Genomic DNA, 26121 nt, shown 5'->3' on the forward strand with positions numbered 1-26121 from the left:
GGCCAGCGAAAGGTCAACACCGTGTTCAGCCTTCCCAGCACCCCACCTCCCCTGAAGCGCGCCAACCTGCAGCTACTGCTCGAGTACGCCTGGAGCTGCGAGGCATTCACCGCGACGGATGCCATGAGCATCGGCCTCACGAGGTCGACCATCATCGACCTCCTTGACGAGCTCGCCGCGTGTGGGCTCGTCACCGAGCTCCCCAACTCGCGACAGGACGGCAGCTACCAGAAGGGGCGACCCGCGCGCCGCTTCGAGTTCGCGGCGGACGCAGGAGTCGTCGTCGGCGTCGACGCCGGACGCGAGCACCTGACGACGACGGTGTCGAACCTCCGTGGCTCGACGATCAGCACCGGCCAGGTCGAGGTCGACCCGGAGGCCGACTCCCCCGAGACGAGGCGGGACCTCCTGCGCCGGGTCGTCACCGACCAGCTCGGCGTGACCGGGCACTCCTTCGAGGAGGTCGCGGCGATCTGCATCGGCGTCCCAGCGCCCGTCGACGCGCGCGGCACCTCCCCCACGCACGTCGACAGGTTCTGGCAGCGCACCAACCCGGACTTCGTGACGGTCTTCGAGGAGCAGATCCCGATCATCCGCGTCGAGAACGACGCCCTGCTCGCCGCCGTCGCGGAGGGCAGCGTGGGTGGCGGCCTCGGGAGCAGCGACTTCGTGACCTTCCTGAGCGGCGAACGCTTCGGTGCGGGCATCGTCGTCGATGGGCGACTGCTCCGTGGCGCCCACGGCGGGGTCGGCGAGATGCTCGGCCTCGACCTCGTGGCCGGCGCGGGAGGCGTCGACGGCCTCGGGCTGCGCGCGGCGCGGCTCGCCAGGGCGGCCGTCGCCGACGGGAACGTGCTGCCCGGGAGCGCACTCCTGCGGGTGGGGCCGGAGCAGATCGACGGCAAGCTCGTGCTCGAAGCGGCCAGGGACGGAGACCCGGACGCTCGCCGGGTCGTCACGGAAGTCGGCGGAGTGCTGGCTCGCATCGTCGGCCTCGTCGCAAGCCTCTTCGACCCCGAGCGGGTCATCATCGCGGGAGGCGTCGCGCCGGGCGCCGACGGCATCATCGCGGCGGCCCGGGAGGAACTCCCCGCGCTCCTGCACCTGCCCGTGCCGCAACTCGTGCGCTCAGAGCTCGGCGCCGGTGTCGTGTCGATCGGCGCCGTGCAGCACGCCCTCAGCTCCGTGAGGGCCAGCATCCTGGACCTCTGAACGAGGAGCTCCCCGAACGAGGACTTCCTGAACACGGGCCGCCTGAGCGCGCAACACGCCCGCACGGAATGCGAGCGGGCGGTCCGCTGTTCGATCTGTGGGGCCGCGCATGAGCGGGTCCCGCGATCCGAAAGGCAGTCCCAGTGGACCTCTTCTCCCCCTTGACTCTCGGCGACATCGAGCTCGACAACCGCGTCGTCATGGCGCCCCTGACCCGCACCCGCGCAGACGCTGCAGGCGTGCCGGGTGAGCTCGTCGCGGAGCACTACGCGCAGCGCGCGAGCCTTGGCCTGATCATCACCGAGGGCACCTACCCGAGCGCCGAGTCGCGCGCCTACCCGGGCCAGCCCGGCATCGTCACCCCCGAACAGGCCGAGGGCTGGCGCCGTGTCGCCGAGGCCGTGCACGCCCGCGGCGGGCGCATCGTGATGCAGCTCATGAACGGCGGCCGCGTCTCGCACACCGAGATCACGGGCACCGACCGGATCGTCGCTCCGAGCGCCATCGCGATCGACGGCGAGGTGCGCACCCCGAACGGGAAGCTCCCCTACCCGGTTCCGCACGCACTCACGACGGCTGAGCTCGCCGAGGTCCGCGAGGAGTTCGTGGATGCCGCCAGGCGTGCAATCGAGGCCGGCCTCGACGGCGTCGAGATCCACGGCGCGAACGGCTACCTCCTGCACGAGTTCCTCTCGCCCGTATCGAACCAGCGCACCGACGAGTACGGCGGCTCGCCCGCGGCCCGCGCCCGGTTCGTCGTCGAGGTGACGGCAGCCGTCGCCGAGGCGATCGGCGCGGGACGCGTCGGCGTGCGTCTGTCACCCGCCCACAACATCCAGGACGTCGTCGAGACGGACGAAGCCGACGTGCGCGCGACCTACGACGCGGTAGCCGATGGCCTCGCCCCGCTCGGCCTCGCGTACCTGAGCGTGCTGCACGCCGACCCGGAAGGCGCGCTGGTGCAGGACCTGCGGGCCCGCTTCGGCGGCGCCTTCATCGCGAACAGCGGCTTCAGCAGCGTCACGACCCGCGAGGAGGCCCTCAACCTCGTCGGCCAGGGCAACGCGGATGCGGTGGCCGTCGGCCGCCTCGCGATCGCGAACCCCGACCTCGTCGAGCGCTGGCAGGGCGACCACCCCGAGAACGAGCCGAACCCGGCGACCTTCTACGGCGAAGGGGCGGTCGGCTACACCGACTACCCGCGGCTCTCCGCGTAACCCGCGCAGCCCAGCGAGGCGCGCGCCACCCTGCCAGAACGGCAGGACGGCAGGACGGCAGGACGGCAGCTCGCGCACGACGCCACCCGACTGATCTAGGGGTGGCGTCGTGCGCGGTTCGATCACGCACCGATGTCGTGCGTCGTTGCTCCACACCGCCATTGCGGATCTCCGCCCCCGTGCTAGCATGCGTTATACGATTAACTGATCCACGAGGAGGTGGGCAATGGCGAGACGCCCCAAGACGACGACGATGTCACAGGTGGCAGAGCACGCCGGTGTATCGCAGGCCACGGTGTCGCTGGTGCTCAACAACGTCGCGGGCTCCCGCGTCGCCGAAGCCACCAAGGAGCGCGTTCTGGAAGCGGTCCGCGAGCTCGACTACCGGACGAACGCCTTCGCGAAGACCCTGCGGAGCGGCGAGTCCGAGATGATCGGCTTCATCTCCGACGAAGTGGCCAGCTCCCCCTTCGCCGGCGGGCTCCTGAAAGGCGCACAGCGCCTCGCTTGGGAGAACGGCAACGTGATCCTGACCGTCGACACCTACAACGACGCTGGACTCGAGCAGGCCGCCGTCGAGATGATGCAGTCCTACCGAGTGCGCGGCGTCGTCTACGCCTCGATGTACCACCGGGTCCTCGATGTCCCCGAGGCACTCAGCGGAGTACCCACCGTCGTCGTCAACGCGCAGGACCGCGCCGGCCTCGTGCCGAGCGTGTTCCCCGACGAGGAGATGGGTGGCTACGCGGCAACGCGCCAGCTGCTCGACGCGGGCCACACGAAGCTGGCGATGATCAACATCCAGCCCCAGATCAGCGACCTGCCGGCCGGTATCGGACGCCTCGCCGGGTTCCGGCGAGCGCTCACCGAAGCTGGCCTCTCACCGAGGCCCGAGTGGATCCTCCCCGGCACCGGAATCGTCGAGGATGGCCTGCGACTCACGAAGGAGCTCATGGCGGGCGACGACCGACCGACGGCGATCTTCTGCGGCAACGACCGAACCGCCTGGGGCGCCTACCGCGCCCTCGAGGCCCTCGGCCTCAGCGTGCCAGACGACTGCTCCATCATCGGCTTCGACAACCACGAGATGCTCGCGCCCCACCTCGACCCCGGCCTGACCACGGTCGCCCTTCCCTACGAGCAGATGGCGCGGACCGCCATCGACCTGCTCCTCGAACCGACATCCTCCCCATCCCTTCACATCCCACTCGAGTGCACCGTCGTGACTCGCGGGTCTGTAGCAAAGGCCAAAGCATGACCACGAAGATCACCCTCCCGGCACGCAAACCACGGCAGTCCCGGCAGCCGCGCCGCCCGCGACGAGATTTCAGAACTGAAGTCCGCCGCGCCATGCGGAGCTGGCAGTTATACGTATTACTTCTCCCCGCACTCGCCTCGGTGCTGGTCTTCAAGTACTGGCCCATGTACGGCGCGCAGATCGCCTTCCGCAACTACAACCCGGCAGACGGATTCGCCGGGAGCCCCTGGGTGGGGCTCGAGCACTTCGAACGCTTCGTCACCTCGTTCCAGTTCGAGCGGCTCATCGCGAACACCCTGACGCTGAACGCACTCGGGCTGCTCATCGCGTTCCCCGTGCCGATCATCCTGGCGCTCATCGTCAACCAGCTGCAGAGCGAGCGCTTCAAGAAGTTCACGCAGACCGTCCTCTACTCGCCGTCGTTCATCTCGGTGGTGGTCGTCGTCGGCATGATCTACCTGCTCTTCTCGCCGAGATCCGGAATCGTCAACAACGCCATCACGGTGTTCGGCGGCGACCCCATCTTCTTCATGGGCTCGGCGGAGTGGTTCAGGCCCCTCTACATCGGCTCGGACATCTGGCAGAACGCGGGATTCTCGATGATCGTCTACCTCGCCGCCCTGACCGCCATCGACCCGTCGCTCCACGAAGCGGCGCGCGTCGACGGGGCCAACAAATGGCAGCGGATCCGGCACATCGACATCCCCGGGATCCTCCCCGTCATCACGATCCTCTTCATCCTCGCGATCGGGAACCTCTTCAACCTCGGCTTCGAGAAGGTCCTCCTCATGCAGACCGACCTCAACCTGCCGACCTCCGAGGTCATCCAGACCTACGTGTACCAAGCCGGCCTCAAGCAGGCCCAGTTCAGCTACTCGGCCGCCATCGGCCTCTTCAACTCCCTCATCAACATGGTGCTGCTCCTGACCTTCAACTGGGTCGCGAAGCGTGCAGGCCAGTCGACTCTCTGGTGATGAACATGACTTCAACGGCCTCACGCCCCCAATCCGATGCACCCGCGCCGCTCGACCACGGCGCGCGACCCCGGGTGGCTCCCCGCCCTGTGCCGCGCCGACGGGACCCCTGGCGCAAGCGCATGGCAGACCCGGTCTTCAACACCTTCGCGGTTGGGACCCTGCTGCTCGCCATCGCCGCCGTCCTGTACCCGCTGTACTTCATCGTGATCGCCTCCGTCAGCGAACCCGCCGAGATCCTCAACGGCAACGTTTGGCTGTGGCCCCAGGGGTTCACCCTCGAGGGCTACGCCAGGATCTTCGCGGACGCGGCCATCTGGCAGGGCTTTGGGAACTCCGTGCTCTACACGAGCGTCGGCACCCTCATCAGCGTCGTGTCGATCCTCTGCGGCGCGTACGCGCTCTCGCGGAAGGACCTGTACGGGCGCAAGGTCCTCATGCTCGTCTTCATCCTCACGATGTTCATCGACGGCGGGCTCATCGCCCGCTACCTCGTCGTGCGCGACCTCGGCATGCTGGACACGATCTGGGCTGTCGTGCTCCCCGGCGCGGTCGGCGTCTGGAACCTCATCATCGCGAGGGCCTTCTTCGAGAACAACGTCCCGAGCGAGCTCCGGGAAGCCGCTCAGATCGATGGAGCGAACGACTTCCGCTTCTTCTTCCAGATCGTGCTCCCGCTCTCGAAGCCCCTCATCTTCCTCATGATCATGATCCACCTCGTCGCGAACTGGAACGCCTTCTTCGACGCCCTCATCTACCTCGACGACGAGAGCAAGTACCCACTCCAGCTTGTCCTCCGAAACGTGCTCATCCAGTCGGAGGTCAACTCCGCAGGAGGCACGGGCGCAGTCGATTCCTACGCCGCCGCTCAGCGCCTGGGCGAGCTCATGAAGTACGGAATGATCGTCATCTCGAGCCTGCCGCTGCTCATCGTTCTGCCCTTCATGCAGAAGCACTTCACCAAGGGCGCCCTTCTCGGCGCCGTCAAGAGCTGAACAGCTCCTCATCCCACCATCGCTCGACAAGAAAGACAGAACGAACATGAAACAGCGACGTTTCGCGACCTCGATCGCCCTCGTGACCGTGAGCGGCCTCCTGCTGACCGGATGCACCGGCGGCAGCGGCGGCGGCGAGCTCACCGACCTCTCCTCCGACTACGGATTCAACGCCGAAGGGCTGCCCATCGTCACCGAGCCCCTGAGTCTCACGTTCGGCGGCACCAAGTCAGCGCTCGCCCCCGACTACGCCTCCATGGAACTCGTCCAGCAATGGGCAGCGGACACCAACATCACGATCGACTGGCGCAACCTGCCCGAGCAGGTCTACGCCGAGAAGAAGAACCTCATGCTGGCCGGAGACGAGCTCCCGGACGTGCTCTTCAACTCGGGCCTGAGCGACTCCGAGATCGTCCAGAACGGCTCGAACGGCACCCTCATCCCGCTCGAGGACCTCATCGCAGCGCACGCGCCCACCCTGTCCGGCATCCTCGACGCTCGACCTGACATCAGGGCCGCGCTCACCGCATCCGACGGGCACATCTACACGCTCCCCTCCGTCGAGGAGCTCGGCATCCTCCAGTACCCCAACTTCCTCTACATCAACAAGCAGTGGCTCGACACCCTGGGCCTCCCGATGCCGACCACGATCGACGAATACCAGGCTGCGCTCGAGGCGTTCAAGACACGCGACCCGAACGGCAACGGCAAGGCCGACGAGGTCCCACTTTCGTTCCGAACCGACTCCTTCGCCGCCAACCCCTCCGACCTCATCACCGCCCTCGGCGGCCAGCCGGAGAACAACGACCACCGCATCGTCCGCGACGGGACCGTGGAATTCACCGCCAACACGAGCGAGTACCGTGCCGGCGTCGAAGCGCTCGGCGAGTGGTACGCGGACGGGCTCATCGACCCCGAATCGTTCTCGCAGGACGACGTCGCCTACCTGTCCAAGGGCAAGGCGGAGACGCCGATCCTCGGGTCCTTCTTCTGGTGGGAGCTCGAAGAGATGGTCGGCGAGGACAAGAGCGGCGACTACGAGCTGGTCGGCGTCCTCGAGGGCACGAACGGCGAGCGCCTCGCGAGCGTCTCCAACAACCAGGAGATCAACCGCGGCGCCATGGCGCTCACCCGCGCCAACCAGTACCCGTCAGCGACCATCCGCTGGGCAGATCGCCTCTTCGACCCGGTCATGTCGGCCCAGACCAGCTGGGGACCCATCGGCGTGACGCTGGAAGAGGACGCAGCTGGCATCCTCGTGCAGATCCCCGCCCCGGAGGGCGAGTCCGAAGGCGAACGACGCCAGAAGGTCGCCCCGGGCGGCCCCAAGATCACGACAGCCGAGGACTTCGAGACGGTCGTCGCGCCAGAGCCCCGCGCGAAGCTGCGCCAGGACCTCGTGAACGAGAACTACGCGCCATACGCCGCCAACGAGGCGTACCCACCAGTGCTGCTGTCGAACGAGGAGCTCGACCAGACCGCCTTCGCGCTCACCGACATCAACAGCCTCGTGAAGGAGAAGTTCGCGAGCTGGGTCGTGAACGGGAACATCGACGCCGAATGGGAGAGCTACACGTCTCAGCTCGAGGGTCTCGGCGTCGCAGAGGTCACCGACATCTACCAGCAGGCCTACGACCGGTTCCAGCAAGGCGGCGAGTAGCCGAGGTGCGGCGGGACTCTCCCGGTCCCGCCGCCATCGCGCCTACCCCGTCCGAAGCGCAGAACCGCCCCGCACGAGCTGCCACCGGCAGAGATCAGCTGCCTGAGCTCACGTGCAAGAGATCTCCCGTGAGTGCTCACCCGTGAGTGCTCACCTTCAAGAACGGAACGCATCCATGACCATGACTCCCCCGACGACCACGGCCGTCACACCGCTGCGGCCATCCGCTCACTTCACGTCCCACACGTCCTGGCTGAACGACCCGAACGGACTCGTCTACCACCAGGGCGTCTACCACCTGTTCTTCCAGACGAACCCGTTCGGCAGCACCTGGGGCAACATCTCCTGGGGGCACGCCACGTCCACCGACCTCGTGTCCTGGACGGAGCAGGCCGTCGCGATTCCCGCAACCGACGAGGAGATGGCGTTCTCGGGAAGCGCCGTCGTCGACACCCGCAACACGGCCGGCTTCGCGAACGACGGCGAGACGGCCCTCGTCGCCATCTACACGAGCGCACGCCCACCCGTGGGAGAGAAGCCCGGCCTGCAGGCGCAGTCGCTCGCCTTCAGCACCGATGACGGCGCCACCTGGACGCGGTACGCGGGGAACCCGGTCCTCGACATCGGCTCGTCCGAGTTCCGAGACCCGAAGGTCTTCTGGCACGGCGGCGACGACGGCAACTGGGTCATGGTGGTGGTGGATGCGGTCGCCAGGAAGGTGCTGTTCTACACCTCGAACAACCTCATCGACTGGACGTTCGCGTCGGACTTCGGGCCCGCGCACGCGACGAGTGGGGTCTGGGAATGCCCCGACCTCTTCCCGCTCCGAGTCGAGGAGACCGGGGAGACGCGGTGGGTGCTGATCGTGAGCATGAACCCCGGAGCGCGGGCCGGCGGGTCCGGCACGCAGTACTTCGTCGGCGACTTCGACGGCACCACCTTCGTCGCCGAGCGCCTGACCGCCTCCGACGATCTTGAGGAGTACGACTGGCTCGACCACGGGCGGGACTACTACGCGGCCGTTTCCTTCGACAACGCCCCGGACAACCGCCGCCTCATGATCGGCTGGGCGAGCAACTGGGACTACGCCAACGAGACGCCGACCTCGCCGTGGCGCTCCGCGATGTCGCTCGTCCGCGAGATGAGGCTCGTCCGCTGTGCCGACGGCCGCCACCGGCTGGGCCAGGTTCCGGTCATCGGGGAAGGCCACGCGGGCATGACCATCTCGGAGCACACGATCGCCGTCGAGCCGGGTAGTCGGTCGACGATCGTGCTCGACAGCGATGGGGCTACCGACGAGCAGGTGCTGGTCCACTTCGATCGCGACGCGCACTCCGCCAGCCTCACCCTCGAGCGCGGGAGCAGCGGCATCGTGGACTTCCATCCCCGGTTCGCGGCCCCCAACCGAGTGCCGATCGGCGCGCACATCGCGTCACCCATCGACGTCAGGATCGTGGTGGACGCGACCGTCATCGAGATCTTCCTCGCCGACGGCACGCAGACGGTGACGGAGCAGATCTTCCCGAGTGTTCCGCTGAGCCGCGCACGAACACAGCAGTGAGCAGCGGCACGGATCTCGGATCACGTGGGACAGTTGGCCATGCGCATCGCCGACTTCCCCGTCCCTGATTCCGCCGCCGCCCGAGGCGCGCTCGAGCTGGCGCTCCAGTACCAGACGGCGTCGCTCACCGCCCACGCCGTCCGCTCGTGGCTGTGGGCGGAGGGCATCGCCGCGGTCGAGGGCCGAGCTTCCGTCGACCACGAGCTGCTCTACGTCGCAGCTCTCCTCCACGACATCGGGACGGTGACGGAGTACGACAACCACACCGTCTCCTACGAGCACGCGGGCGGGCACGTCGCCGTCGCCCTGACGGCCGGTGCGGGCTGGGCCGCGGAGCGTCGAGCGCGGGTCCTCGACGTGATTGTGCGCCACAACTGGACGAGCGTCGACCCACGATTGGATCTCGAGGGGTACCTGCTCGAACGCGCAACCGGCCTCGACATCACCGGGAGCAGGCCGGATGCCCTGCCGGAGGGATTCCTGCGGGAGGTCCTGGCAGCGCATCCGCGAGGCGCGATCGCCGCCGAGTTCGGTGCATGCGTGGCCGACCAGGCGGCGAGGAAGCCGACGACCTCCGCCCGCAGGCTCGTCGACGGCGGCCTCCTCCAGAAGCTCGCGGCGAACCCGCTCGAGCAGCTCGGGTAGTCGCTGAGTTCCGGCGGTTCCAGCGGCTCCACCGGGACTCATCCCCGTTCTCGTTCAGGTTCACTGCCACCGTCACTCGTAGCGCAGCGACTCCACCGGGTCGGCTCGTGCGGCTCGAGCCGCAGGCAGCGTCCCTGCCAGGAACGCGATGACCATGACGACGAGGATGACCACGCCGATCGAGACCGGGTCGAACGCGATGAGCGTCAGCCCCGGCAGGTCCGCCAGCAGCGTCGTCGCGAGCGAGGCACTGATGACCGTCCCGGCGACCACCGCGACGACCGCACCGATCGCGCTCCCCAGCAAGCCGATGAACGCCGCCTCGATGCTGAAGAGCGTGAACACGCGGCCGCTGCCCATCCCCATGGCCTTCATCAACCCGATCTCGCGAGTTCGCTCCTGCACGGACATCAGCAGCGTGTTGACGATGCCGAAGCTCGCAGCGAGGAGCGCGATCACCGCGAAGGCGTTCAGCACGAGCACGATCCCGTCGATCACCGTCTTGATCGTGCCGAGCTGATCGGCGACGGTGCTCCCGGTGTAGCCGGCATCCGAGAGCCGCTGCTTGAGGAGATCGATGTCGTCGCTGCTCGCATCCGGGCTGAACCAGACCGTGGCCTGTGCGTAGCGCTCCACCTGATCCGCAGGGATCCCGATGTTCTGCGTGGCGTAGAGCTGATCCGTGAGCGCGTCGTTCGGCACGAGCGCTGCCCCCGTCGGCGAGGCGATGCTCTCCTCGGCGACGCCGACGACAACCGCCTGGGTCTCGTGGGTGCCGCGGAGCGCATCCGTGCTGCCGATCGTCACGGTCTGGCCGACCGCCGCATCCGCGTCGGCGAAGCCGAGCGGTTCGACGTAGGACGTCGGCAGCAGCACCTGCAGCTCGCCGCTCGCATCATCGGGATCGGAGCCGGCCTGCAGCTGGACGGTCTGACCCTCCACGAGACTTCCCGCCCCCACCGCGAACCTCGTGCCAGCACCGGCCTGCACGAAGTCGACCGAGAGCGACTTCGTGGCCTGCACGTCGACGACACCCTCGATGCCCGCGAGCGACTCCAGGTCGGCGGGCAGGAGCGCGGTGACGGTCGACCCTGGAGGGCCTGCGCTCGCAACGGCGTCCGGGTTGTACTCGAGCGGGCCGGACTCGCCGCTGCCGAAGCCCGTCGCGTCGCTCGTCTTCGTCACCGTCAAGGTGTCCGCCGCCCCCACCCCGTTGACGGTGTCGTCGATGTAGGCGTTGATGCCCGTGCCGAGCCCATTCGTGAGCGTCAGCGTGAACGCTCCGACGAAGATCGCCAGGATCGTGAGGAGCAGGCGAGTCTTCGAGCGGAACGTGTTCGAGACGGCGGTGCCGATGAGGTCCATGGTTCTCATGCCGCCACCTGCGCAGAGTCTTCGACGATCAGGCCATCGCGGATCAGGATGCGGCGATCGCAGCGCGCCGCGAGGTCCTCATCGTGGGTGACGACGATCAAGGTGATGCCGTTCTCCCGGTTCAGACGGAACAGGATGTCCTCGACAACTCCGCCGGTGCCGGTGTCGAGATTGCCCGTCGGCTCATCCGCGAAGATGATCCTCGGATTGTTGACGAGCGCACGCGCGATCACGGTCCGCTGCTTCTGGCCGCCAGACAGGTTGAGGGCCTTGCTCCTCGCCTTGTCATCGAGCTCGAGCTGCTCGAGCGCCGCCAGCCCGCGCTTGCGCCGCTCGCCGCGCGGAACGCCGGCGATCTTCATGGGGAGCACCACGTTCTCGAGCACGGAGACGTTCGGGGTGAGGAAGAACTGCTGGAACACGAAGCCGAACGTCTTGTTCCTGGTTCGGTTGAGCCTCTTCCCCCGCAGCGTCCGGGTGTCGGTGCCCTCCAACTCCACGGTGCCCGAGGTCGGCACGTCCAAGAGCGCGAGCACGTGCATGAGGGTCGACTTCCCCGAGCCGCTCTTCCCGACGATGGCGAGGCTCTCCCCCTCGCGGATGTCGAAGCTCACGCCCTTCAGGGCTTCGAAGCGGTTCTGTCCCCGACCGTACGAGCGACGGACGTCGCGGACGGAGATGATCGGTGCTGGCATGCTGCCTCCTAGCTGGTGCCGAGGTCTCGACCCTCTGATGCTCGCGGCTCCCCGAGCGCCGCGCGTCCCCCGACCGCGGTCACCGAGTACTGCGGATGCGGTACAGCCGTGCTCTCGACGGGGAACGCGCGAGCAAGATGCGGCGGGCACACTTGGTCCATGCAGGAATCCCGCAGCACCGCGCCCGGCCAGGGCAGGCCGCACTCGCCGATGGCAGGCCGCCCCAGGACGCTCCCCCGAGCGCCATCCTGGGTCGTCGACGTGCTGGCTGCGCTCTTCATCGTCGGCGTCGCCGTCATGCCGTTCGGCGGGGATGAGTTTCGACCGAGCACACCCTTCGCGTTCGCGATGGTCCTGGCCCCGGCCGCCCTCCTGCCGTTCCGCCGCCGCTACCCGGTCACCGTGCTCGTCGCGACGCTCGTGATCTACGGAGCCACCGCACTGACCGGAACCCTCTCACCCGGCGTCGTCCTGGCCGCAGCGATGGCGATGTTCAGCGTCGCGACGCAGTCGACCCGCCGCAGGGCGGCCCTCACCGCGGCCCTCGCCGTCCTCGGCGTCGCCCTGCTCAGTCTGTTCGCAGCGCTCGGAAGCGTCTTCGATCCGCGTGCGATCCAGTTCGCGGTCACCATCGCCTTCGCCGCGGCCGCCGGAGACGCGACCCGCTCCCGGCGCGAGTACATCGTCGCGATCACCGAGCGAGCCGAACGCGCCGAGCAGACCCGCGAATCGGAGGCACGCCGTCGTGTCACCGAGGAGAGGCTTCGGATCGCGCGCGACCTGCACGACGCCGTCGCCCACCAGATCTCCGTCATCAGTCTGAACGCCGGGGTCGCCTCGAGCACCCTCCGGACCCGCCCCGAGCGAGCCGAGGACGCGCTCCTCACCATCCGAGGGGCTGCACGCTCAGTGCTCGCCGAGATCGGCGACCTGCTCACCGTGCTCCGCGCCGACGACACAGGCGACACATCCGCCGCCCCACAGCCTGGACTCGAACGGCTCGACGCCCTCGTCGAGTCGTTCGGCGAAGCAGGACTCCACGTCAAGGTGCGAGCTGAGGGCGAGCTGCAGCAGGTCACGGGCGCGACGAGCCTCGTCGCGTACCGCGTCATCCAGGAATCGCTGACGAACGCGCACAAGCACGGCGCCGAGAACCGCGCGCACGTTCTGCTTGCCCTCACGGAGACGGAGCTGCGCGTCATCGTCACGAACCCCGTGTCGGGCCCAGTCGCGGCGGCGGACTCGCCCCTTGCCACGGACGAGCCGGACGCCCGCGCGTCGGGCGGGCTTGGGCTCCTCGGCCTCCGCGAGCGGGTCGCCTCGGTGCGCGGCACCGTCACGACAGGCACAGCCGCGGGCGGCTACCGTGTGGCTGTGACCCTCCCCCGGCAGGACCGTCCGCACCTCGGCGCAGCCACCCACGGAGACCCCCGATGACCCGCGTGCTCGTCGTCGACGACCAGGCCCTCATCCGGCAGGCCGTCTCCGACATCCTGGGCCAGGAGCCCGGCATCGACGTCGTCGGCGAGGCACGAAACGGCAGGGAGGCCGTGGCGCTCGTCGCCACGCTGCGACCCGACGTCGTGCTGATGGACATCCGGATGCCGGAGCTCGACGGGATCGAGGCGACCGCCGCCATCTGCGGCGATCCGCGGAACACCGACGTGCGCGTGCTCATCCTGACCACCTTCGAAGAGGACGAGTACCTGCTGGCCGCCCTCCGCGCCGGAGCGAGCGGCTTCATCGGGAAAGGTGCAGAACCCGACGACATCGTCCGAGCCGTCCGCGCGGTCCACGCCGGCGACGCACTGCTCTCTCCGGCCGCGACCCGCAGCCTCATCACGAGATACGTGCTCCGCTCGCAGCCAACAGGCACCTCCGTCGTGCCGCAGCAACTCGAGCAGCTGACGGATCGCGAGCGCGAGGTGCTGCTCCTCGTCGCTCGCGGACACGCCAACGCCGAGATCGCCGAGCTGCTCTTCATCTCGCCGCACACGGCGAAGACGCACGTGAACCGCATCATGGCGAAGGTCCACGCCCACGACCGGGCGCAGCTGGTGATCATCGCCTACGAGAGCGGACTCTTATCGCCCGGAGGGCACTGAGACTCGTCTGGGGAGCACAGCGACTCACCGGAGAGCACGGAGAAGAGACGGTGCAGAGACCTGGCGGTGCCAGCACCGGGCGGGAGTCACAGCGCATCAGCAGAGAAAGCGCCGCACACGCAGACGCCCCGCCGGAACCGAGTGGTTCAGGCGGGGCGTGTGACGTGCGTGCGGCAACCCGTGGTGGCTAGGCGGCGCCGTCGAACATGGAGGTGACCGATCCGTCGGTGAAGACCTCGGTGATCGCGCGAGCGAGCGTCGGGGCGATCGGCAGGATCGTGAGCTTGTCGAAGCGCTTCTCGGGCGGCAACGGCAGCGTGTCGGTGACGACGACCTCGTCGATCGCATCCGAGCTCAGACGCTCGACGGCCGGGTGCGAGAACACGGCGTGCGTGGCCGCGACGACGACACCGATCGCACCGGCGGCCTTGAGCGCCTCGGCGGCCTTCACGATGGTTCCGCCCGTGTCGATCAGATCGTCGACGAGCAGGCAGACGCGACCCTTCACGTCACCCACGATCTCGTGCACGCTCACCTGGTTCGCGACCCTCGGGTCGCGGCGCTTGTGGATGATCGCCAGCGGCGCATCCAGCTGATCGCTCCACACGTCGGCGACGCGCACGCGCCCCATGTCCGGGGACACGACGGTGAGGGTCGCCGGGTCGAGCTTCTCGCGGAAGTGCTGCAGCAGCACCGGCATCGCGAAGAGGTGGTCGACGGGCCCGTCGAAGAAGCCCTGCACCTGCGGGGCGTGCAGGTCGACCGACATGATGCGGTCGGCGCCGGCCGCCTTGAAGAGGTCGGCGACGAGACGGGCCGAGATCGGCTCGCGACCGCGACCCTTCTTGTCCTGACGCGCGTACGGGTAGAACGGTGCGACGACCGTGATGCGCTTCGCCGACGCGCGCTTGAGCGCGTCCAGCATGATGAGCTGCTCCATGAGCCACTCGTTGATGGGCGGGCAGTGCGACTGGAGCACGAACACGTCGGCCCCTCGCATGCTCTCGCCGTAGCGAGCGTAGATCTCGCCGTTCGCGAAGGTGCGCGACTCGGTCTCTCCGAGCTCGATGCCCAGTTCTGCGGCGACTGCCTCGGCGAGCTCAGGATGAGCTCTGCCCGAGACGAGAACAAGTCGCTTCTCCGTGGAGGTGATGATGCCAGACACGCTGTACCGCCCGTTTCCTGTGCTTGCTCTGTTGTTACGCGTTCGGTGTGGAATCTGCAGCAGAGGCTGCCTCGGCGGCCTCTGCCGCGGCGGTGCCCGCTCGGTTCTTCAGCACCCACCCCTCAGCGTTGCGCTGAGGTGCGACGTTGATGGCGAGTGCACCAGCCGGAACGTCCTTGCGGACGACGGTCCCGGCCCCTGTGTAGGCTCCGTCGCCAATCCTAACCGGGGCGACGAAGACGTTGTGCGAGCCGGAGCGGACGTTGCTGCCCACCGTGGTGCGGTGCTTGTTCACCCCGTCGTAGTTGGCCGTGATCGTGCCAGCGCCGACGTTCGAGTCCCGACCCACCTCGGTGTCCCCGATGTAGGAGAGGTGCGGGACCTTCGAGCCGTCGCCGATCTGCGCGTTCTTCGTCTCCACGAACGTGCCGATCTTGCCTCCGACCCCCAGGATCGTGTTCGGCCGAAGGTACGCCCACGGGCCGACGGTCGCACCAGCGCCGATGACGCTGAGGGTCGCGTCGGTGCGCTTCACGACGGCGCCCTCGCCGACCTCGCAGTCGACGAGCGTCGTGTCCGGCCCGATGATGGCACCCTCGGCGACGGACGTCGCCCCGCGCAGCTGGGTTCCTGGGAGCAGCTCGACGTCTCGGCCGAGTGAGACGTTGCCCTCGATGACGGTCGTCGCCGGGTCGTGCACCGTGACACCCTCGAGCTGCCAGTGCCGGATCTGACGCGCGTTGTAGTAACGCTGCGCCTCCGCGAGCTGCACGCGGTCGTTGATGCCCTGCACGATCTCCGGGTCGGTGACGGCGATCGCCTCGATGCGCCCCGCATCCGCCTTGATGAGCTTCGCCGCGTCGGTGAGGTACTTCTCCCGCTGCGAGTTCGAGTCGTCGATTCGGCCGAGCACCTGACGCACCGTGCGGGCGTCGAACGCGTACACCCCTGCGTTGATCTCGGTGATGCGCAGCAGCTCCTCGCTCGCGTCCTTGTGCTCGACGATCTCGTCGAAGTCGCCGCCGGCGGAGCGCACGATGCGCCCGAAGCCCGCGGGCTCCTGCACGAAGGCGCTCAGCAGCGTGAGCTGGTTCTGCGCGCGACGGTGCTGCTCGATCATCCGCCCGATCGTGCCGGAGTCGAGCAGCGGCACGTCGCCGGAGAGCACGACGACGACGCCGTCGAAGTCAGCGGGAAGCGACTCGAGGCCGACCTCGAGGGCACGACCGGTGCCGGGGACCTCGTCCTGGTCGGCGAACTGCGTGTCGGGGGCCAGATCTTGGATCGCCGAGACGACACGGTCGCGATCGTGCCGGACCACCGTGACGGTGTGCGCGGGGCCAAGCTCGGCGGCCGTGTGCAGCACGTGCCCCACGAGCGGGATGCCACCGAGCCGGTGCAGCACCTTCGGGGTGCTCGAGCGCATCCGCGTGCCCTGGCCAGCCGCCAGGATGACGATTGCGAGTTCTCGATCGGTCACAGATCCTCCTCGTTGTGGGCGCCGTGATTCGAACGCCATCACGGTCCACGGTGGCATGCAGCACCCCCGCGCCGCTCCTCCCCCAGGATTCGAACCTGGACCTAACAGCTCCAAAGGCTGTCGTGCTGCCGTTACACCAAGGAGGAACGTGCCCGCTCACGCGCGCACTCGCCAATTGTGCCAGAACCCGAGAGACCGCGGGCAAGCGCCGCTGGTGCTGTGGAGGGGATTGGGCCAGACTGCGAAGCAGAAGACACAAGGAGGCGTCATGTCCGAAGCCCTGTCCATCGCGCGGCGATTCACCGACACCTACTCGGCAGCCGTCGCAGGTCGCGACAAAGCCGCCATCATGTCGCTCTACGCGCCCGACGTGCGCGTCTTCGACCTCTGGAGTACCTGGTCCCACGAGGGAGCTGACGCCTGGGGCACCTCACTCGACGCCTGGTTCGACTCCATCGAGTCGGGCACGCATGCGGCCACCTTCACCGATCTGCGGGCCTACGGAGACCACGACGTCGTGGTCGTCGAGAGCTTCGTCCGCTACTCCTGGCAGAGCCCCGAGGGCGAGCTCGAGTGGATGGACAACCGCCTCACCTGGGCGATCGTGCAGCACAGGGGCGACTGGGTGGTCGCGCACGAGCACACCTCAGCGCCCGTGGGCGCCGACGACGGCCTCGTCGTGACGAAGCGCGACGTGGACGCGCACCGCCCGAACTCCTAGGAACCGAGCGTTCCTCCGCGGCAGGGAGACCGCGCCGCGACGAGTCGGCGGACGCGCCGCGCCAGCGGAACGAAGGGCCCGCCCCTGGCTCGTCAACGTGCACTCGCGGGACTCGCCATAATGGGACGTATGGATGCCCCCAGACGTGCAGCTCACCAGCGTGACGTTCCGCGCGCGACGGTCGAGCTCAGCGGGGGCGGGCACGGCGAGGTCGGGCACGGCGGCCACGCCGCGCATCCGACCGACACGGTCGACACGATCGTGCGCGACTGGTCGCGGGAACGGCCCGACCTGGACGTCGACCCGCTGCGCATCTTCTCCCGCGTGAAGCGCATCGCGAAGCAGCTCGACGCGCTCCGCAAGGCCGCATTCGCTGAAACCGGACTTGAGCTGTGGGAGTTCGACGTCCTCTCGGCGCTGCGTCGCGCCGGGTCCCCGCACCGCCTCAGCCCCAAGCACCTGCTCGCGTCGAACCTCGTCTCGAGCGGCACCATGACGAACCGCATCGATCGCCTCGTCAGCCGGGGCCTCGTGACCCGCGAGGTCGACCCCAACGACGGCCGCGGCATCCTCGTCACCATGACCGCAAACGGGCGCGATCTCGTCGACCAGGCCCTCACTCGGCTCGTCGCCGCCGAGCGCGAACTGCTCGCCGAGCTCGACCTCGAGACGCGGGACGACCTCGCGACCGCCCTGCGCACCCTCTCGCTTCGGATGGACGACCCCGCTCACTGAGCGCCCACCGCCCTCGCTCGGAGGCCACCGGGCCTCCCCGGCCTTAAGCTGGTCTGATGGCCCATCTCCTCGGCGCGGAAGCGCTCCACCTCGAGTTCCCGACTCGAGTCGTCTTCGACAGCGTCTCCGTCGGCATCCAAGAGGGCGACCGCATCGGCATCGTCGGACGCAACGGCGACGGCAAGTCGACCCTGCTCAAGCTGCTCGCCGACCGCATCCAGCCCGATGGCGGCAAGGTCACACGGCGGCGGGGCGTGCGCGTCGGGATGCTCGATCAGGCCGACACCCTCGACCCGGAGCTCACCGTCAAGCAGGCCATCGTCGGCGACATGGACGACCACGACTGGGCTTCCGACGCGAAGATCCGCGATGTCGTGAACGGGCTCGCGGGCGACCTCGAATGGACCGACAAGATCGGCGACCTCTCCGGTGGCCAGCAGCGCCGCGTAGCCCTCGCGGCCCTGCTCATCGGCGACGACGACATCATCATGCTCGACGAGCCCACCAACCACCTCGACGTCGAGGGCATCGCCTGGCTCGCCAAGCACCTCAACGGCCGCTGGTCGAAGAACCAGGGCGGGCTCGTCGTCGTGACGCACGACCGGTGGTTCCTGGATGCTGTGTGCGAGACGACGTGGGAGGTGCACGACCGCGTTCTCGACCCGTTCGAGGGAGGCTACGCGGCGTACATCCTGCAGCGCGTCGAGCGCGACCGGCAGTCTGCCGCCATCGAGTCGAAGCGGCAGAACCTCATGCGGAAGGAGCTCGCGTGGTTGCGCCGCGGCGCCCCAGCCCGCACGGCGAAGCCGAAGTTCCGCATCGAGGCCGCGACGCAGCTCATCGAGGACGAACCTCCCGTGCGCAACCCCGTCGAGCTGTCGCAGCTCGCGACGGCGCGCCTCGGCAAGGACGTCGTCGACCTCCTCGACGTCGGCGTCACCTTCGGCGACAAGGAGGTGCTCCGCGACATCGAGTGGCGCATCGCACCTGGCGAGCGCACCGGCATCCTCGGCGTGAACGGGGCGGGCAAGTCGACGCTCCTCAACCTCGTCGCGGGCACCCTCGAGCCGACGAGCGGCAAGGTGAAGCGCGGCAAGACCGTCAAGATCGCGACCCTGTCGCAGCGTCTCGCCGAACTCGACGAGCACCAGAACGACCGCGTCCGCGAGGTCGTCGCGCGCCAGAAGTCGAGCTACGTGTCCGGCGGCAAGGAAATGACGCCGTCGCAGCTGCTCGAGCGCCTCGGCTTCACGACCACGCAGCTCCAGACCCCCGTGAAGGACCTCTCCGGTGGTCAGCGCAGGCGCCTCCAGCTGCTCCTCATCCTCCTCGACGAGCCGAACGTGCTCATCCTCGACGAGCCCACCAACGACCTCGACACCGACATGCTCGCCGCGATGGAAGACCTCCTCGACACGTGGCCGGGCACCCTCCTCGTCGTGTCGCACGACCGGTACCTGCTCGAACGCGTCACCGACCAGCAGTACGCCGTGTGGGACGGCGGCTTCCGCCACCTTCCCGGCGGCGTCGACCAGTACCTCGAGCTGCGCGCCAACAGCCTCAAAGGCTCAGCCCCCGCGACGCTCTCCAGCACGACGGATGCGACCGCCGGCGGTTCCTCGTCGGCTTCAGCCTCCAGCGCCTCCGGCCTCTCCATCGGCGGCGCCGACCGCCGCAGCGCCGAGAAAGAGGTGCAGGGCATCGCCCGCAAGATCCAGAAGATCGAGCAGTCCATGAAGAAGGTCGACGCCGAACTCGCCGCCCACGACCAGGGCGACTACGAGGGACTCGGCGCCATCACCGCCAAGCGGCAAGCTCTCGCGGCCGACATCGACGCGCTCGAGGAACGCTGGCTCGAGCTCTCCGAGATCCTCGAGGCGTAGCCTGAGCTCATGAAGGTCAGCGCGCCCCGCCTCCGTCTCACCTCGGCGGCGGCGCTGTGCGCCCTGGCGGTGGCATCGACCCTGGCGGCTTGCTCAACCGGGCCCGCCCAGAACGCCGGCGTGTTCATGGCACCGAGCCCCAACTTTGACCCGTACCCGAGCGACGGCAGCCCCGGGGTCGTGCCCTACTTCGAGTGGGTCGACGAGACGCACTTCACGATGAGCACCTGGAACAGTCGCGCGCAGTGCGGTTCGGGGGCGCCGACGGTCGTCGCAGCGTCGACGACCGAGCTGCACATCCACTACGCGATCACTGATCGGGATGCGGCGTGCGAAGCCTCGGAACGGACGCTTGCCTACGAGTTCGAGTTGCCGGAGGACGCGACCGGCCGCCCTCTGCAGATCACGGTCACGGCAGAGAACATGAAGCACGTCGACCACGGCACCCTCGAATGAGGGGACCGGACCTGGCAACGGGCGTCTCGGTCACGCCGCCCGCGGACTACGATCCTCTCGGCGCGGGCACCAACGAGGATGTGGCACCGAGCTTCGCCTGGGTCGCCGCGTCGAGGTTCCGACTCGACATGCTCAACAACCGGCCCCTGTGCGGCGCGGGAGACCCCGAACTGCTCGTCACCTCGGCGGGCGAGGTGCGCATCCACTTCCCCATCGTCGACCCGGACGCCATCTGCATCCTCATGCTCGCACCCGTCTCGTTCGAGTTCGAGCTGCCGGAGAGCGCGAGCAGTCGGCCGCTCACCATCACCGTCACCTACGAGGGCGGCCCGCAGGTCGACACGGCGACGCTGCACTGAGCACCCACCTCTGCGCACCCACCCATGCGCGACTCCCGCGTCAGGTCGCCTGCGCAAGAGTCACCCAGATGCACGTTGCGCTCGACGGGGAGATGCATCTCCCTGACGTTTGTGCGGACTCGGTCGGCTCGAGCTACGGAAGGGACTGCTAGTCGAGGGTGCGCTCGGCGTAGATGCGCATCGAGTCGCGCACGAACTCGGCGCCCGTGACATGGACGCGCGTGTAGTTCTTGGCGAAGCGCTCGTCGGCGACGTACATCTCGCCGAGGTTCGTGAACAGCTCGGCCGTTGGCGCCTTGCCCTGCCAGCTGTCGCTGATCCACGCGAATTGGCGGGCGGCGGCCGACTGCGCCTGATCGCTGTCCGGCCCGAGCCCCGCCGACTGGGCTGCGCTGAACGCATCCTGGATCCGCGTCTGCTCCTCCAGGAAGCCCTTCTTGCCGTCCTCGCCGAGGCCGCGCCACCACGCGTCGCTCTCGGCAGAGGCTTCGGCACCCCACCGCTCCTCGACCTCGCCTTTGTACTGCGTGTGGTCGAATCCGTCGAACATCTGCTCGGGCATGAGCTGTTCCTTTCCCTTGAGCGCGGCGAGCGTCGCACGCACCGATCCGATCTGCGTCGTGAGGCGGCCGCGCTCGTCGTGGAGCCAGCCGAGGTGCGTCTCGAGCGCAGCGACGTCGTCGGTGCGGCCGGCGAGGGCGTCTCCGATTGCGGTTAGGCCAACGCCCAGCTCGCGGAGGAGCAGGATGCGCTGCAACCGAACCAGCGCGCCCTCGTCGTAGTAGCGGTAGCCGTTGGCGCCCGTCCGGCTCGGCCGAAGCAGGCCGATGCTCTCGTAGTGCCGCAGCGTCCGCGAGGTCACCCCCGACCGCTTCGAGACCTCGCCGATCGACCATTCCATGGCGGGCGTCCTCTCGCTCAGATCGTGTGAGCGGCTCCCCCGTTCTCGGGAGATCCGAACCGCTCGAGAACGACTGTAGAAGTTGACGCTGCGTCAAGGTCAAGCGCGTGCACGAGATTGCCCGAGCCCCCGAACGGGTGCATCAAGCTCGTCAAGCCCGCCAAGCTCGCGTCAGGCGGACAGGAAGCCTCGGACGACGTGATCGAGGCCGCGCACCGTGAGGTCGATGGACTCGAGGTCGAGGCGCTCGTTCGCGGAGTGGAACCTGTTGCGGGCGACCGAGAAGGTCAGCTCGGAGCTGAGGATCCCGAACCCGAAGGCGTTCGCGCCGTGCAGCCGGTAGAAGCGCGCATCGGAGCCGCCGACACCGAGGATGGGGGCGGGCTTTGCTCCTGGCACGAACTCGGCGAGTGCCTCCTCGATCTGCCCGTAGAGGCGAGTCGTGGTGGGTGACTCGTTCGCCGCCGAGAACCACTCCCCCTCGACGTTCACGAGGCCCGGGAACTCGGCGGCCACCGCGGCGAGGTGTGCCTCGACGTCGTCCTCGGTCACGCCGGGCAGCACCCGGATGTCGAGCGAGATCGACCCGCTGTCCGGGATGACGTTGACCTTCGACCCGGCGTCGACGACGGTGACGGCGACGGTCGTGTGCGTCCAGGCGTGGACGAACGGGGCGAGCTCGCCGAGCTCGGGGTGCGCGCTGAGCTCGTCGATGGCCTCGTCGATGGTGTCCGGATGCGCGAGCCGCGTGCTCAGCTCGGCCGGCAGGTCGAGGGCTGCGAGCGTGTCGAGCCACTGCTCGCTGATGCGGGGCTTCGGCGCATTGGCCTGGAGGCGGTCGATGACCTTGGCGAGGGTGACGGCCGCGTTCGATCTGCCCCACGGGGCCGAGGCGTGCGCCGCGTCGCCGCGCACGACGATGCGCCGTGGGGCTGCCCCCTTCTCGCCGACGCCCACCGTGATGGCGGTGCTGCCGGTGCCGCCGAGGCGCGCGCCTCCCCACTCGGTGAGCACGTTGTCGGCGGCGATCGTGGCCCAGTCGTGCTCGGAGAACCAGCCGACCCCCGCCCGGCTGCCCTGCTCCTCGTCGGCGACGGCCGCGAACACGAGGTCGCCGGTGGGGGCGAAGCCGCTCGTCGCGAGGCGCTTGAAGATGACCGCGTAGGAGGCGGTGAGGAACAGCATGTCCACCGCACCGCGGCCCCAGACCTCGCCGTCGACGAGCTCGCCCGAATGCGGCGGATGCACCCAGTCGCTCGCCTTCACGGGAACGACGTCGGTGTGGCCGACGAGGGCCAGCGACTCCGCGGCAGGGTCACTGCCCGCGAGGCGTGCCACGACGGAGACACGACCGGGGAACGGCTCGACGCGCGCGAGCTCGACGCCGCTGCCGGCGAAGAACTCCTCGATGACCGCCGCGGCCCGCCACTCGTTGCCCGAGTCGAGAGCACCGTCGTTGACGGTCTCGGCGCGGATGAGCTGCTGCAGGAGGGTGACGGTCTCGTCGCGAAGCGAAGTCATTCCCCCATCCTCGGCGGAAGGGGGCCGAGGCGCGCGCCGGAGCGTTGCGCGGAGTAACGCGCCAGGCTGAACGAAGTCACGCGACCCCTCCTGTCACATCCCCCACCTTCACCGGGGCGCCCTGGCTCAGACGCTCGCGGGCGCCAGATCACCGACGACCGCGGGCAGACCGAGGTTCTCGCGCAGCGTCGTTCCCGGGTACTCGGTGCGGTAGGAGCCGCGCTCCTGGAGCGCCGGGATGAGCTGGTCGACGATGTCGTCGAGCCCCGAGGGCACGAGGTACGGGGTCAGGTTGATGCCCGTCACGGCTCCGCTTCGGGCCAGCTCGGTGAGCGTGTCGGCGACCTCGTCGACGCCGCCGACGAAGCCACGCTGTGAGGAGAGGTGGATGACGAATTCGCGGATCGACAGTCCGAGCGCCTCCGACTTCTCCCGCCACTGCTGCGCGAGCTCGAGCGCCTTCGCGTTCTGGAACGCGCTGCCGCGGGTGCCGTCGGTGACGGCCACCACCGGATCCTCCACCGGCAGCGGACCGTCCGGGTCCAGGTGGGAGAGGTCCTTGCCCCAGAACTGCTCGAGATAGCGAAGCGACGTCGAGGGCGAGATCTGATGCTCGCGCACCCAACGGGCCTTCTCCTCCGCCTCCTTGGGAGTTCCGGCGACGATGATCGTCGCGCCGGGGAAGAACGCGAGCTCGTCGCGTGCACGGCCGAACTTGGTGAGCCGCTCGCGCAGATCGGCGGCGAACACCGTCGCTCCCTCGAGCTCGGGGTGCGCGGAGAAGATGACGTCGGCGTGCTCGGCACCGAAATCGCGCCCCTGGCTGGAGTCGCCAGCCTGGAACAGCACGGGCCGCGACTGCGGGCTCTGCGGGAGGACCCGCTCGGAGACGAAGCGGATGAACTCACCATCGAAATCGACGCGGCCCCGGTTCGCCCACAGCTCCTTGGCTGCCCGCACGAACTCAGCCGCCCGGTCGTAGCGGTGCTCGTGCGCGAGGTGACCGCCGCGGCGGAAGTTCGCGCCGGTCCACGCGTTGTCGGTCGTGACGATGTTCCACGCCGCGCGCCCCTCGCTGAGGAGATCGAGGCTCGCGAGCCGGTAGGCCAGGTCGGCCGGCTCGTTGTAGGTCGTGTTCTGCGTGGCGACGAGGCCGATCTTCTCGGTGATGGGCGCGAGCGCGGCGAGCTGCGTGATGCCATCCGGTCGCCCGGCCACGTCGTTGTCGTGGATCTTGCCGAGATGCTCGCGCAGCCGCAGCCCCTCACCCAGGAAGAAGGCGGAGAAGAGTCCACGTTCGGCGGTCTGCGCGATGCGGCGGAACGACTCGAACTCGGTCTGCGATCCACTCTGCTCGCTCGACCAGATGGTCGTCGAGTTCACGCCCTGGAAGAAGACCCCGAACTGGATCTGGCCTGCGCCCGCCGCTCCCGAGGCAGGCCGCGTCGGACCTGTGCTGTGCTGTGTCATCGTCGTGATCCTTCGCGTTCAGAGGGCCTGGGCGGCGTAGCGGTTGGCGGGGTGCGCGAGCCCGAGAGCGTCGCGCAGATGCTCGCCGGCGCGCGGCGAGGTGAAGACGCCTGCGCGGCGAAGCGCTGGGAGCACGGCGCGGCCGAGCTCCTGCACATCCGCGCCGAAGTCGGCGGGCAGCAGGTGCACGCCGTTCGCGAACGACGCGACCTCGGTGATGAGCTCGACGAGACCGGCCGCGTCCCCGGAGTAGTGGATGCGACCCGCCGCGGGCGTGTCGGCCGCGGGCGCACCGGCCCGGTCGGCTGCGGGGCGTCCTGGCGCGTCGAGCGCGAACGAGACCTCGACGATCGTGCGGGCGATGCCCTGGGAGTCGGCCTGCCCGGCCGCGGCGCTCGCCTCGAGGACCGTACGCTCGCGGATGAGCGCGACGTCGACGAGCTCGGGCGCCGCCGAGCCGAACGGCGCGAAGGTCGGCAGCTGCCCCTGGTGCGGGCGCGGGATGATGGACGGGCCCTTCACGCTGAAGCGTGCGCCCTCGAAATCGGCGTAGTGGAGCTTGTCGCGGTCGAGGTAGCGGCCGGTCTCGACATCTCGGATGACGGCGTCGTCCTCCCAGGAGTCCCAGAGCCTGCCGAGCACTTCGATGGTGTCGTCGAGTTCGGTGCGGCGGGCCTCGGGCCCGTCGAGCGGAGGCCGGTCGAACGCGGCCGCTTCGATCTCGCTGCCGTCGACGTCGCCGATCCACCCTGCCCTGCCGTGCGACGCGTAGTCGAGCGTCGCGAGCTGCGTCGCAAGGTGGAACGGCTCGACCGCCGAGACCCGGATGAGCGGCACGAGGCCGGTCGCCCCGGAGAGCGGGGCGGCGAACGCGGCCTGCTCGATGGCGTCCAGCCGCGGAGCCGCCGCCCTGAGGTCGCGGAAGCCGATGTCCTCGAACGTGGCGATGGTCACGCCGAAGCGCTCGAGCGCGGCGATCGCCGCGCGGATTCGCTGTGGGCCGACGCCTTCGCTGCCCGCTTCGACGGCGATGGCAAACGGCGGGTTCTCGTGAGTCATGCCTCGAAGACTAGGAAGCGCACGTCGCCGGTTGGATGTCGACGCTTCACCTGCCGCCCCGGGAGGACTTCTGGCGCAACACTGGGTGCGGGCCTCGTGAAGTGAGGCGTACGGTACCCACCAACGAAGCAGCAGCCCGCCCCGCACTGGAGCGAACCGCACGACCCCGACCGTGGAAGGAGCATGAAGATGACACACACGACAACAGGCCTGAACTTCATGTGCCAGCAGCGCGTCGAGACTGGCAGGCCGGTCCTGCAATGAGCCTCGGGCTGCACACGTCGATCGGCAACGCCGTCCGTGTGACCACGACCCGAGCGGGCAGCGGCCGCGTCGAGTTCCACGCCATTCCCTTCGACGGCACACGAGTCGTCGCAAGCGCCGCGCTCTCCGGCCCCCTCGACGCCGTCGGCTCGGAGCTCGTGTTCGACGAGCTCTGGGTCGCCCCGGACGTGCGCGGAACCGGCATCGGGACCCGCGTGACGAGGGCCGCCATCACCTGGGCGGATCTGCACCTGGCTGCCGGAATCGACACCTACGTGCCGGAGGAGAACGTCGCCATGCAGCGCCTCCTGGAGCAGCTCGGCTTCGAGCGCCGGCCCGAGCTCGAGCACGGCGAGGAGAGCTGGACGCAGATCTTCGCGCTCACCCTCGAGCTCGCTGGCTAGCGGGCTC

Annotated in this window: 24 protein-coding genes and 1 tRNA gene; 16 read left to right on the forward strand and 9 right to left on the reverse strand. The window is 68.8% G+C overall.

From position 1 onward, the window contains the following. The first annotated feature begins 21 nt into the window (after positions 1-21). The 8 genes from ITJ61_RS06400 (at position 22) to ITJ61_RS06435 (ending at position 9522) form a co-directional block, all read left to right on the forward strand. A complete protein-coding gene (locus tag ITJ61_RS06400; protein ID WP_323744306.1) occupies positions 22-1212 on the forward strand; it encodes an ROK family protein in 1191 nt (396 codons plus the stop codon). 143 nt (positions 1213-1355) lie between these two features. Further along, positions 1356-2429, forward strand: coding sequence for an alkene reductase (locus tag ITJ61_RS06405; RefSeq protein ID WP_194685806.1), 1074 nt, complete (start codon positions 1356-1358; stop codon positions 2427-2429). Between the two features lie 226 nt (positions 2430-2655). Next, positions 2656-3687 carry a LacI family DNA-binding transcriptional regulator gene (locus tag ITJ61_RS06410; protein ID WP_194685807.1) on the forward strand — a complete coding sequence of 344 codons (1032 nt, stop codon included), beginning with the start codon at positions 2656-2658 and terminating at the stop codon, positions 3685-3687. Beyond that, positions 3684-4661, forward strand: a complete 978-nt coding sequence (locus ITJ61_RS06415; RefSeq protein WP_104241696.1) for an ABC transporter permease — start codon at positions 3684-3686, stop codon at positions 4659-4661. Before ITJ61_RS06410 ends, ITJ61_RS06415 begins: the two co-directional genes overlap by 4 nt. A 122-nt stretch (positions 4662-4783) precedes the next feature. Then, a complete protein-coding gene (locus ITJ61_RS06420) occupies positions 4784-5656 on the forward strand; it encodes a carbohydrate ABC transporter permease (RefSeq protein ID WP_228496612.1) in 873 nt (290 codons plus the stop codon). A 46-nt stretch (positions 5657-5702) separates the two neighbouring features. Continuing rightward, positions 5703-7316 (forward strand): extracellular solute-binding protein, encoded by a 1614-nt coding sequence (locus ITJ61_RS06425; RefSeq protein ID WP_104307009.1) that lies wholly within the window; start codon positions 5703-5705, stop codon positions 7314-7316. A 175-nt stretch (positions 7317-7491) separates the two neighbouring features. Next, complete coding sequence (locus tag ITJ61_RS06430; RefSeq protein WP_194685808.1) at positions 7492-8877, forward strand: glycoside hydrolase family 32 protein; 1386 nt, start codon at positions 7492-7494, stop codon at positions 8875-8877. 39 nt (positions 8878-8916) lie between these two features. Beyond that, the gene (locus tag ITJ61_RS06435; protein ID WP_194685809.1) at positions 8917-9522 is read left to right on the forward strand and encodes an HD domain-containing protein; all 606 of its coding nucleotides are present in this window, start codon (positions 8917-8919) and stop codon (positions 9520-9522) included. Positions 9523-9594: 72 nt separating this feature from the next. Here ITJ61_RS06435 and ITJ61_RS06440 read toward each other — a convergent pair whose 3' ends face one another. Both ITJ61_RS06440 and ITJ61_RS06445 read right to left on the reverse strand, forming a co-directional pair. Continuing rightward, positions 9595-10896, reverse strand: a complete 1302-nt coding sequence (locus tag ITJ61_RS06440; protein WP_194685810.1) for an ABC transporter permease — start codon at positions 10894-10896, stop codon at positions 9595-9597. Beyond that, positions 10893-11591 carry an ABC transporter ATP-binding protein gene (locus ITJ61_RS06445; protein ID WP_104241706.1) on the reverse strand — a complete coding sequence of 233 codons (699 nt, stop codon included), beginning with the start codon at positions 11589-11591 and terminating at the stop codon, positions 10893-10895. The genes ITJ61_RS06440 and ITJ61_RS06445 overlap by 4 nt, the downstream gene beginning before the upstream one ends. A 159-nt stretch (positions 11592-11750) precedes the next feature. Between ITJ61_RS06445 and ITJ61_RS06450 the strand changes: the two genes are divergently transcribed. Beyond that, positions 11751-13028 carry a sensor histidine kinase gene (locus tag ITJ61_RS06450; protein WP_228496613.1) on the forward strand — a complete coding sequence of 426 codons (1278 nt, stop codon included), beginning with the start codon at positions 11751-11753 and terminating at the stop codon, positions 13026-13028. Beyond that, entirely contained in the window at positions 13025-13696 is a 672-nt protein-coding gene (locus ITJ61_RS06455; protein ID WP_104307013.1) for a response regulator transcription factor, read from the forward strand. The genes ITJ61_RS06450 and ITJ61_RS06455 overlap by 4 nt, the downstream gene beginning before the upstream one ends. Positions 13697-13883: 187 nt before the next feature. On the opposite strand, the gene ITJ61_RS06460 is transcribed toward ITJ61_RS06455, so the two are convergent. The 3 genes from ITJ61_RS06460 to ITJ61_RS06470 form a co-directional block, all read right to left on the reverse strand. After that, positions 13884-14861, reverse strand: a complete 978-nt coding sequence (locus tag ITJ61_RS06460; protein WP_104241709.1) for a ribose-phosphate diphosphokinase — start codon at positions 14859-14861, stop codon at positions 13884-13886. A 34-nt stretch (positions 14862-14895) separates the two neighbouring features. Beyond that, on the reverse strand, positions 14896-16341 hold the full coding sequence (gene glmU / locus ITJ61_RS06465) for a bifunctional UDP-N-acetylglucosamine diphosphorylase/glucosamine-1-phosphate N-acetyltransferase GlmU (RefSeq protein WP_194685811.1): 1446 nt from the start codon (positions 16339-16341) through the stop codon (positions 14896-14898). Positions 16342-16415: 74 nt separating this feature from the next. Further along, positions 16416-16487, reverse strand: a tRNA-Gln gene (locus ITJ61_RS06470). Between the two features lie 122 nt (positions 16488-16609). Here ITJ61_RS06470 and ITJ61_RS06475 point away from each other — a divergent pair. The 5 genes from ITJ61_RS06475 (at position 16610) to ITJ61_RS06495 (ending at position 20495) form a co-directional block, all read left to right on the forward strand. After that, positions 16610-17062, forward strand: a complete 453-nt coding sequence (locus tag ITJ61_RS06475) for a YybH family protein (protein ID WP_194685812.1) — start codon at positions 16610-16612, stop codon at positions 17060-17062. A 129-nt stretch (positions 17063-17191) separates the two neighbouring features. Next, positions 17192-17797, forward strand: coding sequence for a MarR family winged helix-turn-helix transcriptional regulator (locus tag ITJ61_RS06480; protein WP_104307016.1), 606 nt, complete (start codon positions 17192-17194; stop codon positions 17795-17797). 56 nt (positions 17798-17853) lie between these two features. Next, positions 17854-19680: an ABC-F family ATP-binding cassette domain-containing protein gene (locus ITJ61_RS06485; protein ID WP_104341229.1), complete on the forward strand. Its 1827-nt coding sequence runs from the start codon at positions 17854-17856 to the stop codon at positions 19678-19680. Between the two features lie 9 nt (positions 19681-19689). Next, the gene (locus ITJ61_RS06490; RefSeq protein ID WP_194685813.1) at positions 19690-20136 is read left to right on the forward strand and encodes a hypothetical protein; all 447 of its coding nucleotides are present in this window, start codon (positions 19690-19692) and stop codon (positions 20134-20136) included. Further along, a complete protein-coding gene (locus ITJ61_RS06495; protein WP_194685814.1) occupies positions 20133-20495 on the forward strand; it encodes a hypothetical protein in 363 nt (120 codons plus the stop codon). The genes ITJ61_RS06490 and ITJ61_RS06495 overlap by 4 nt, the downstream gene beginning before the upstream one ends. Before the next feature lie 148 nt (positions 20496-20643). On the opposite strand, the gene ITJ61_RS06500 is transcribed toward ITJ61_RS06495, so the two are convergent. The 4 genes from ITJ61_RS06500 to ITJ61_RS06515 all read right to left on the reverse strand — a co-directional run bounded on the left by ITJ61_RS06500 (position 20644) and on the right by ITJ61_RS06515 (position 25446). After that, positions 20644-21396: a MerR family transcriptional regulator gene (locus tag ITJ61_RS06500; RefSeq protein WP_194685815.1), complete on the reverse strand. Its 753-nt coding sequence runs from the start codon at positions 21394-21396 to the stop codon at positions 20644-20646. Between the two features lie 171 nt (positions 21397-21567). Beyond that, positions 21568-22917 (reverse strand): M20/M25/M40 family metallo-hydrolase, encoded by a 1350-nt coding sequence (locus ITJ61_RS06505; protein WP_194685816.1) that lies wholly within the window; start codon positions 22915-22917, stop codon positions 21568-21570. 126 nt (positions 22918-23043) lie between these two features. Next, entirely contained in the window at positions 23044-24387 is a 1344-nt protein-coding gene (locus ITJ61_RS06510; RefSeq protein ID WP_194685817.1) for an LLM class flavin-dependent oxidoreductase, read from the reverse strand. Between the two features lie 18 nt (positions 24388-24405). Further along, positions 24406-25446: an LLM class flavin-dependent oxidoreductase gene (locus ITJ61_RS06515; protein WP_194685818.1), complete on the reverse strand. Its 1041-nt coding sequence runs from the start codon at positions 25444-25446 to the stop codon at positions 24406-24408. 260 nt (positions 25447-25706) lie between these two features. On the opposite strand from ITJ61_RS06515, the gene ITJ61_RS06520 reads away from it, so the two are divergent. Then, positions 25707-26114, forward strand: coding sequence for a GNAT family N-acetyltransferase (locus tag ITJ61_RS06520; RefSeq protein ID WP_181064987.1), 408 nt, complete (start codon positions 25707-25709; stop codon positions 26112-26114). Positions 26115-26121 lie beyond the last annotated feature (7 nt).

Source organism: Pseudoclavibacter sp. VKM Ac-2888 (assembly GCF_015351285.1).
GTDB lineage: Bacteria > Actinomycetota > Actinomycetes > Actinomycetales > Microbacteriaceae > Pseudoclavibacter.

Excerpts from the sequence above, each read along its gene's own strand:
- ITJ61_RS06410 (WP_194685807.1), top strand. The coding sequence starts at position 2,656 with ATGGCGAGACGCCCCAAGACGACGACGATGTCACAGGTGGCAGAGCAC.
- ITJ61_RS06415 (WP_104241696.1), top strand. The coding sequence starts at position 3,684 with ATGACCACGAAGATCACCCTCCCGGCACGCAAACCACGGCAGTCCCGG.
- ITJ61_RS06420 (WP_228496612.1), top strand. The coding sequence starts at position 4,784 with ATGGCAGACCCGGTCTTCAACACCTTCGCGGTTGGGACCCTGCTGCTC.
- ITJ61_RS06425 (WP_104307009.1), top strand. The coding sequence starts at position 5,703 with ATGAAACAGCGACGTTTCGCGACCTCGATCGCCCTCGTGACCGTGAGC.
- ITJ61_RS06430 (WP_194685808.1), top strand. The coding sequence starts at position 7,492 with ATGACCATGACTCCCCCGACGACCACGGCCGTCACACCGCTGCGGCCA.
- ITJ61_RS06435 (WP_194685809.1), top strand. The coding sequence starts at position 8,917 with ATGCGCATCGCCGACTTCCCCGTCCCTGATTCCGCCGCCGCCCGAGGC.
- ITJ61_RS06440 (WP_194685810.1), bottom strand. The coding sequence starts at position 10,896 with ATGAGAACCATGGACCTCATCGGCACCGCCGTCTCGAACACGTTCCGC.
- ITJ61_RS06445 (WP_104241706.1), bottom strand. The coding sequence starts at position 11,591 with ATGCCAGCACCGATCATCTCCGTCCGCGACGTCCGTCGCTCGTACGGT.
- ITJ61_RS06450 (WP_228496613.1), top strand. The coding sequence starts at position 11,751 with ATGCAGGAATCCCGCAGCACCGCGCCCGGCCAGGGCAGGCCGCACTCG.
- ITJ61_RS06455 (WP_104307013.1), top strand. The coding sequence starts at position 13,025 with ATGACCCGCGTGCTCGTCGTCGACGACCAGGCCCTCATCCGGCAGGCC.
- ITJ61_RS06475 (WP_194685812.1), top strand. The coding sequence starts at position 16,610 with ATGTCCGAAGCCCTGTCCATCGCGCGGCGATTCACCGACACCTACTCG.
- ITJ61_RS06480 (WP_104307016.1), top strand. The coding sequence starts at position 17,192 with ATGGATGCCCCCAGACGTGCAGCTCACCAGCGTGACGTTCCGCGCGCG.
- ITJ61_RS06485 (WP_104341229.1), top strand. The coding sequence starts at position 17,854 with ATGGCCCATCTCCTCGGCGCGGAAGCGCTCCACCTCGAGTTCCCGACT.
- ITJ61_RS06490 (WP_194685813.1), top strand. The coding sequence starts at position 19,690 with ATGAAGGTCAGCGCGCCCCGCCTCCGTCTCACCTCGGCGGCGGCGCTG.
- ITJ61_RS06495 (WP_194685814.1), top strand. The coding sequence starts at position 20,133 with ATGAGGGGACCGGACCTGGCAACGGGCGTCTCGGTCACGCCGCCCGCG.
- ITJ61_RS06500 (WP_194685815.1), bottom strand. The coding sequence starts at position 21,396 with ATGGAATGGTCGATCGGCGAGGTCTCGAAGCGGTCGGGGGTGACCTCG.
- ITJ61_RS06505 (WP_194685816.1), bottom strand. The coding sequence starts at position 22,917 with ATGACTTCGCTTCGCGACGAGACCGTCACCCTCCTGCAGCAGCTCATC.
- ITJ61_RS06510 (WP_194685817.1), bottom strand. The coding sequence starts at position 24,387 with ATGACACAGCACAGCACAGGTCCGACGCGGCCTGCCTCGGGAGCGGCG.
- ITJ61_RS06515 (WP_194685818.1), bottom strand. The coding sequence starts at position 25,446 with ATGACTCACGAGAACCCGCCGTTTGCCATCGCCGTCGAAGCGGGCAGC.
- ITJ61_RS06520 (WP_181064987.1), top strand. The coding sequence starts at position 25,707 with ATGAGCCTCGGGCTGCACACGTCGATCGGCAACGCCGTCCGTGTGACC.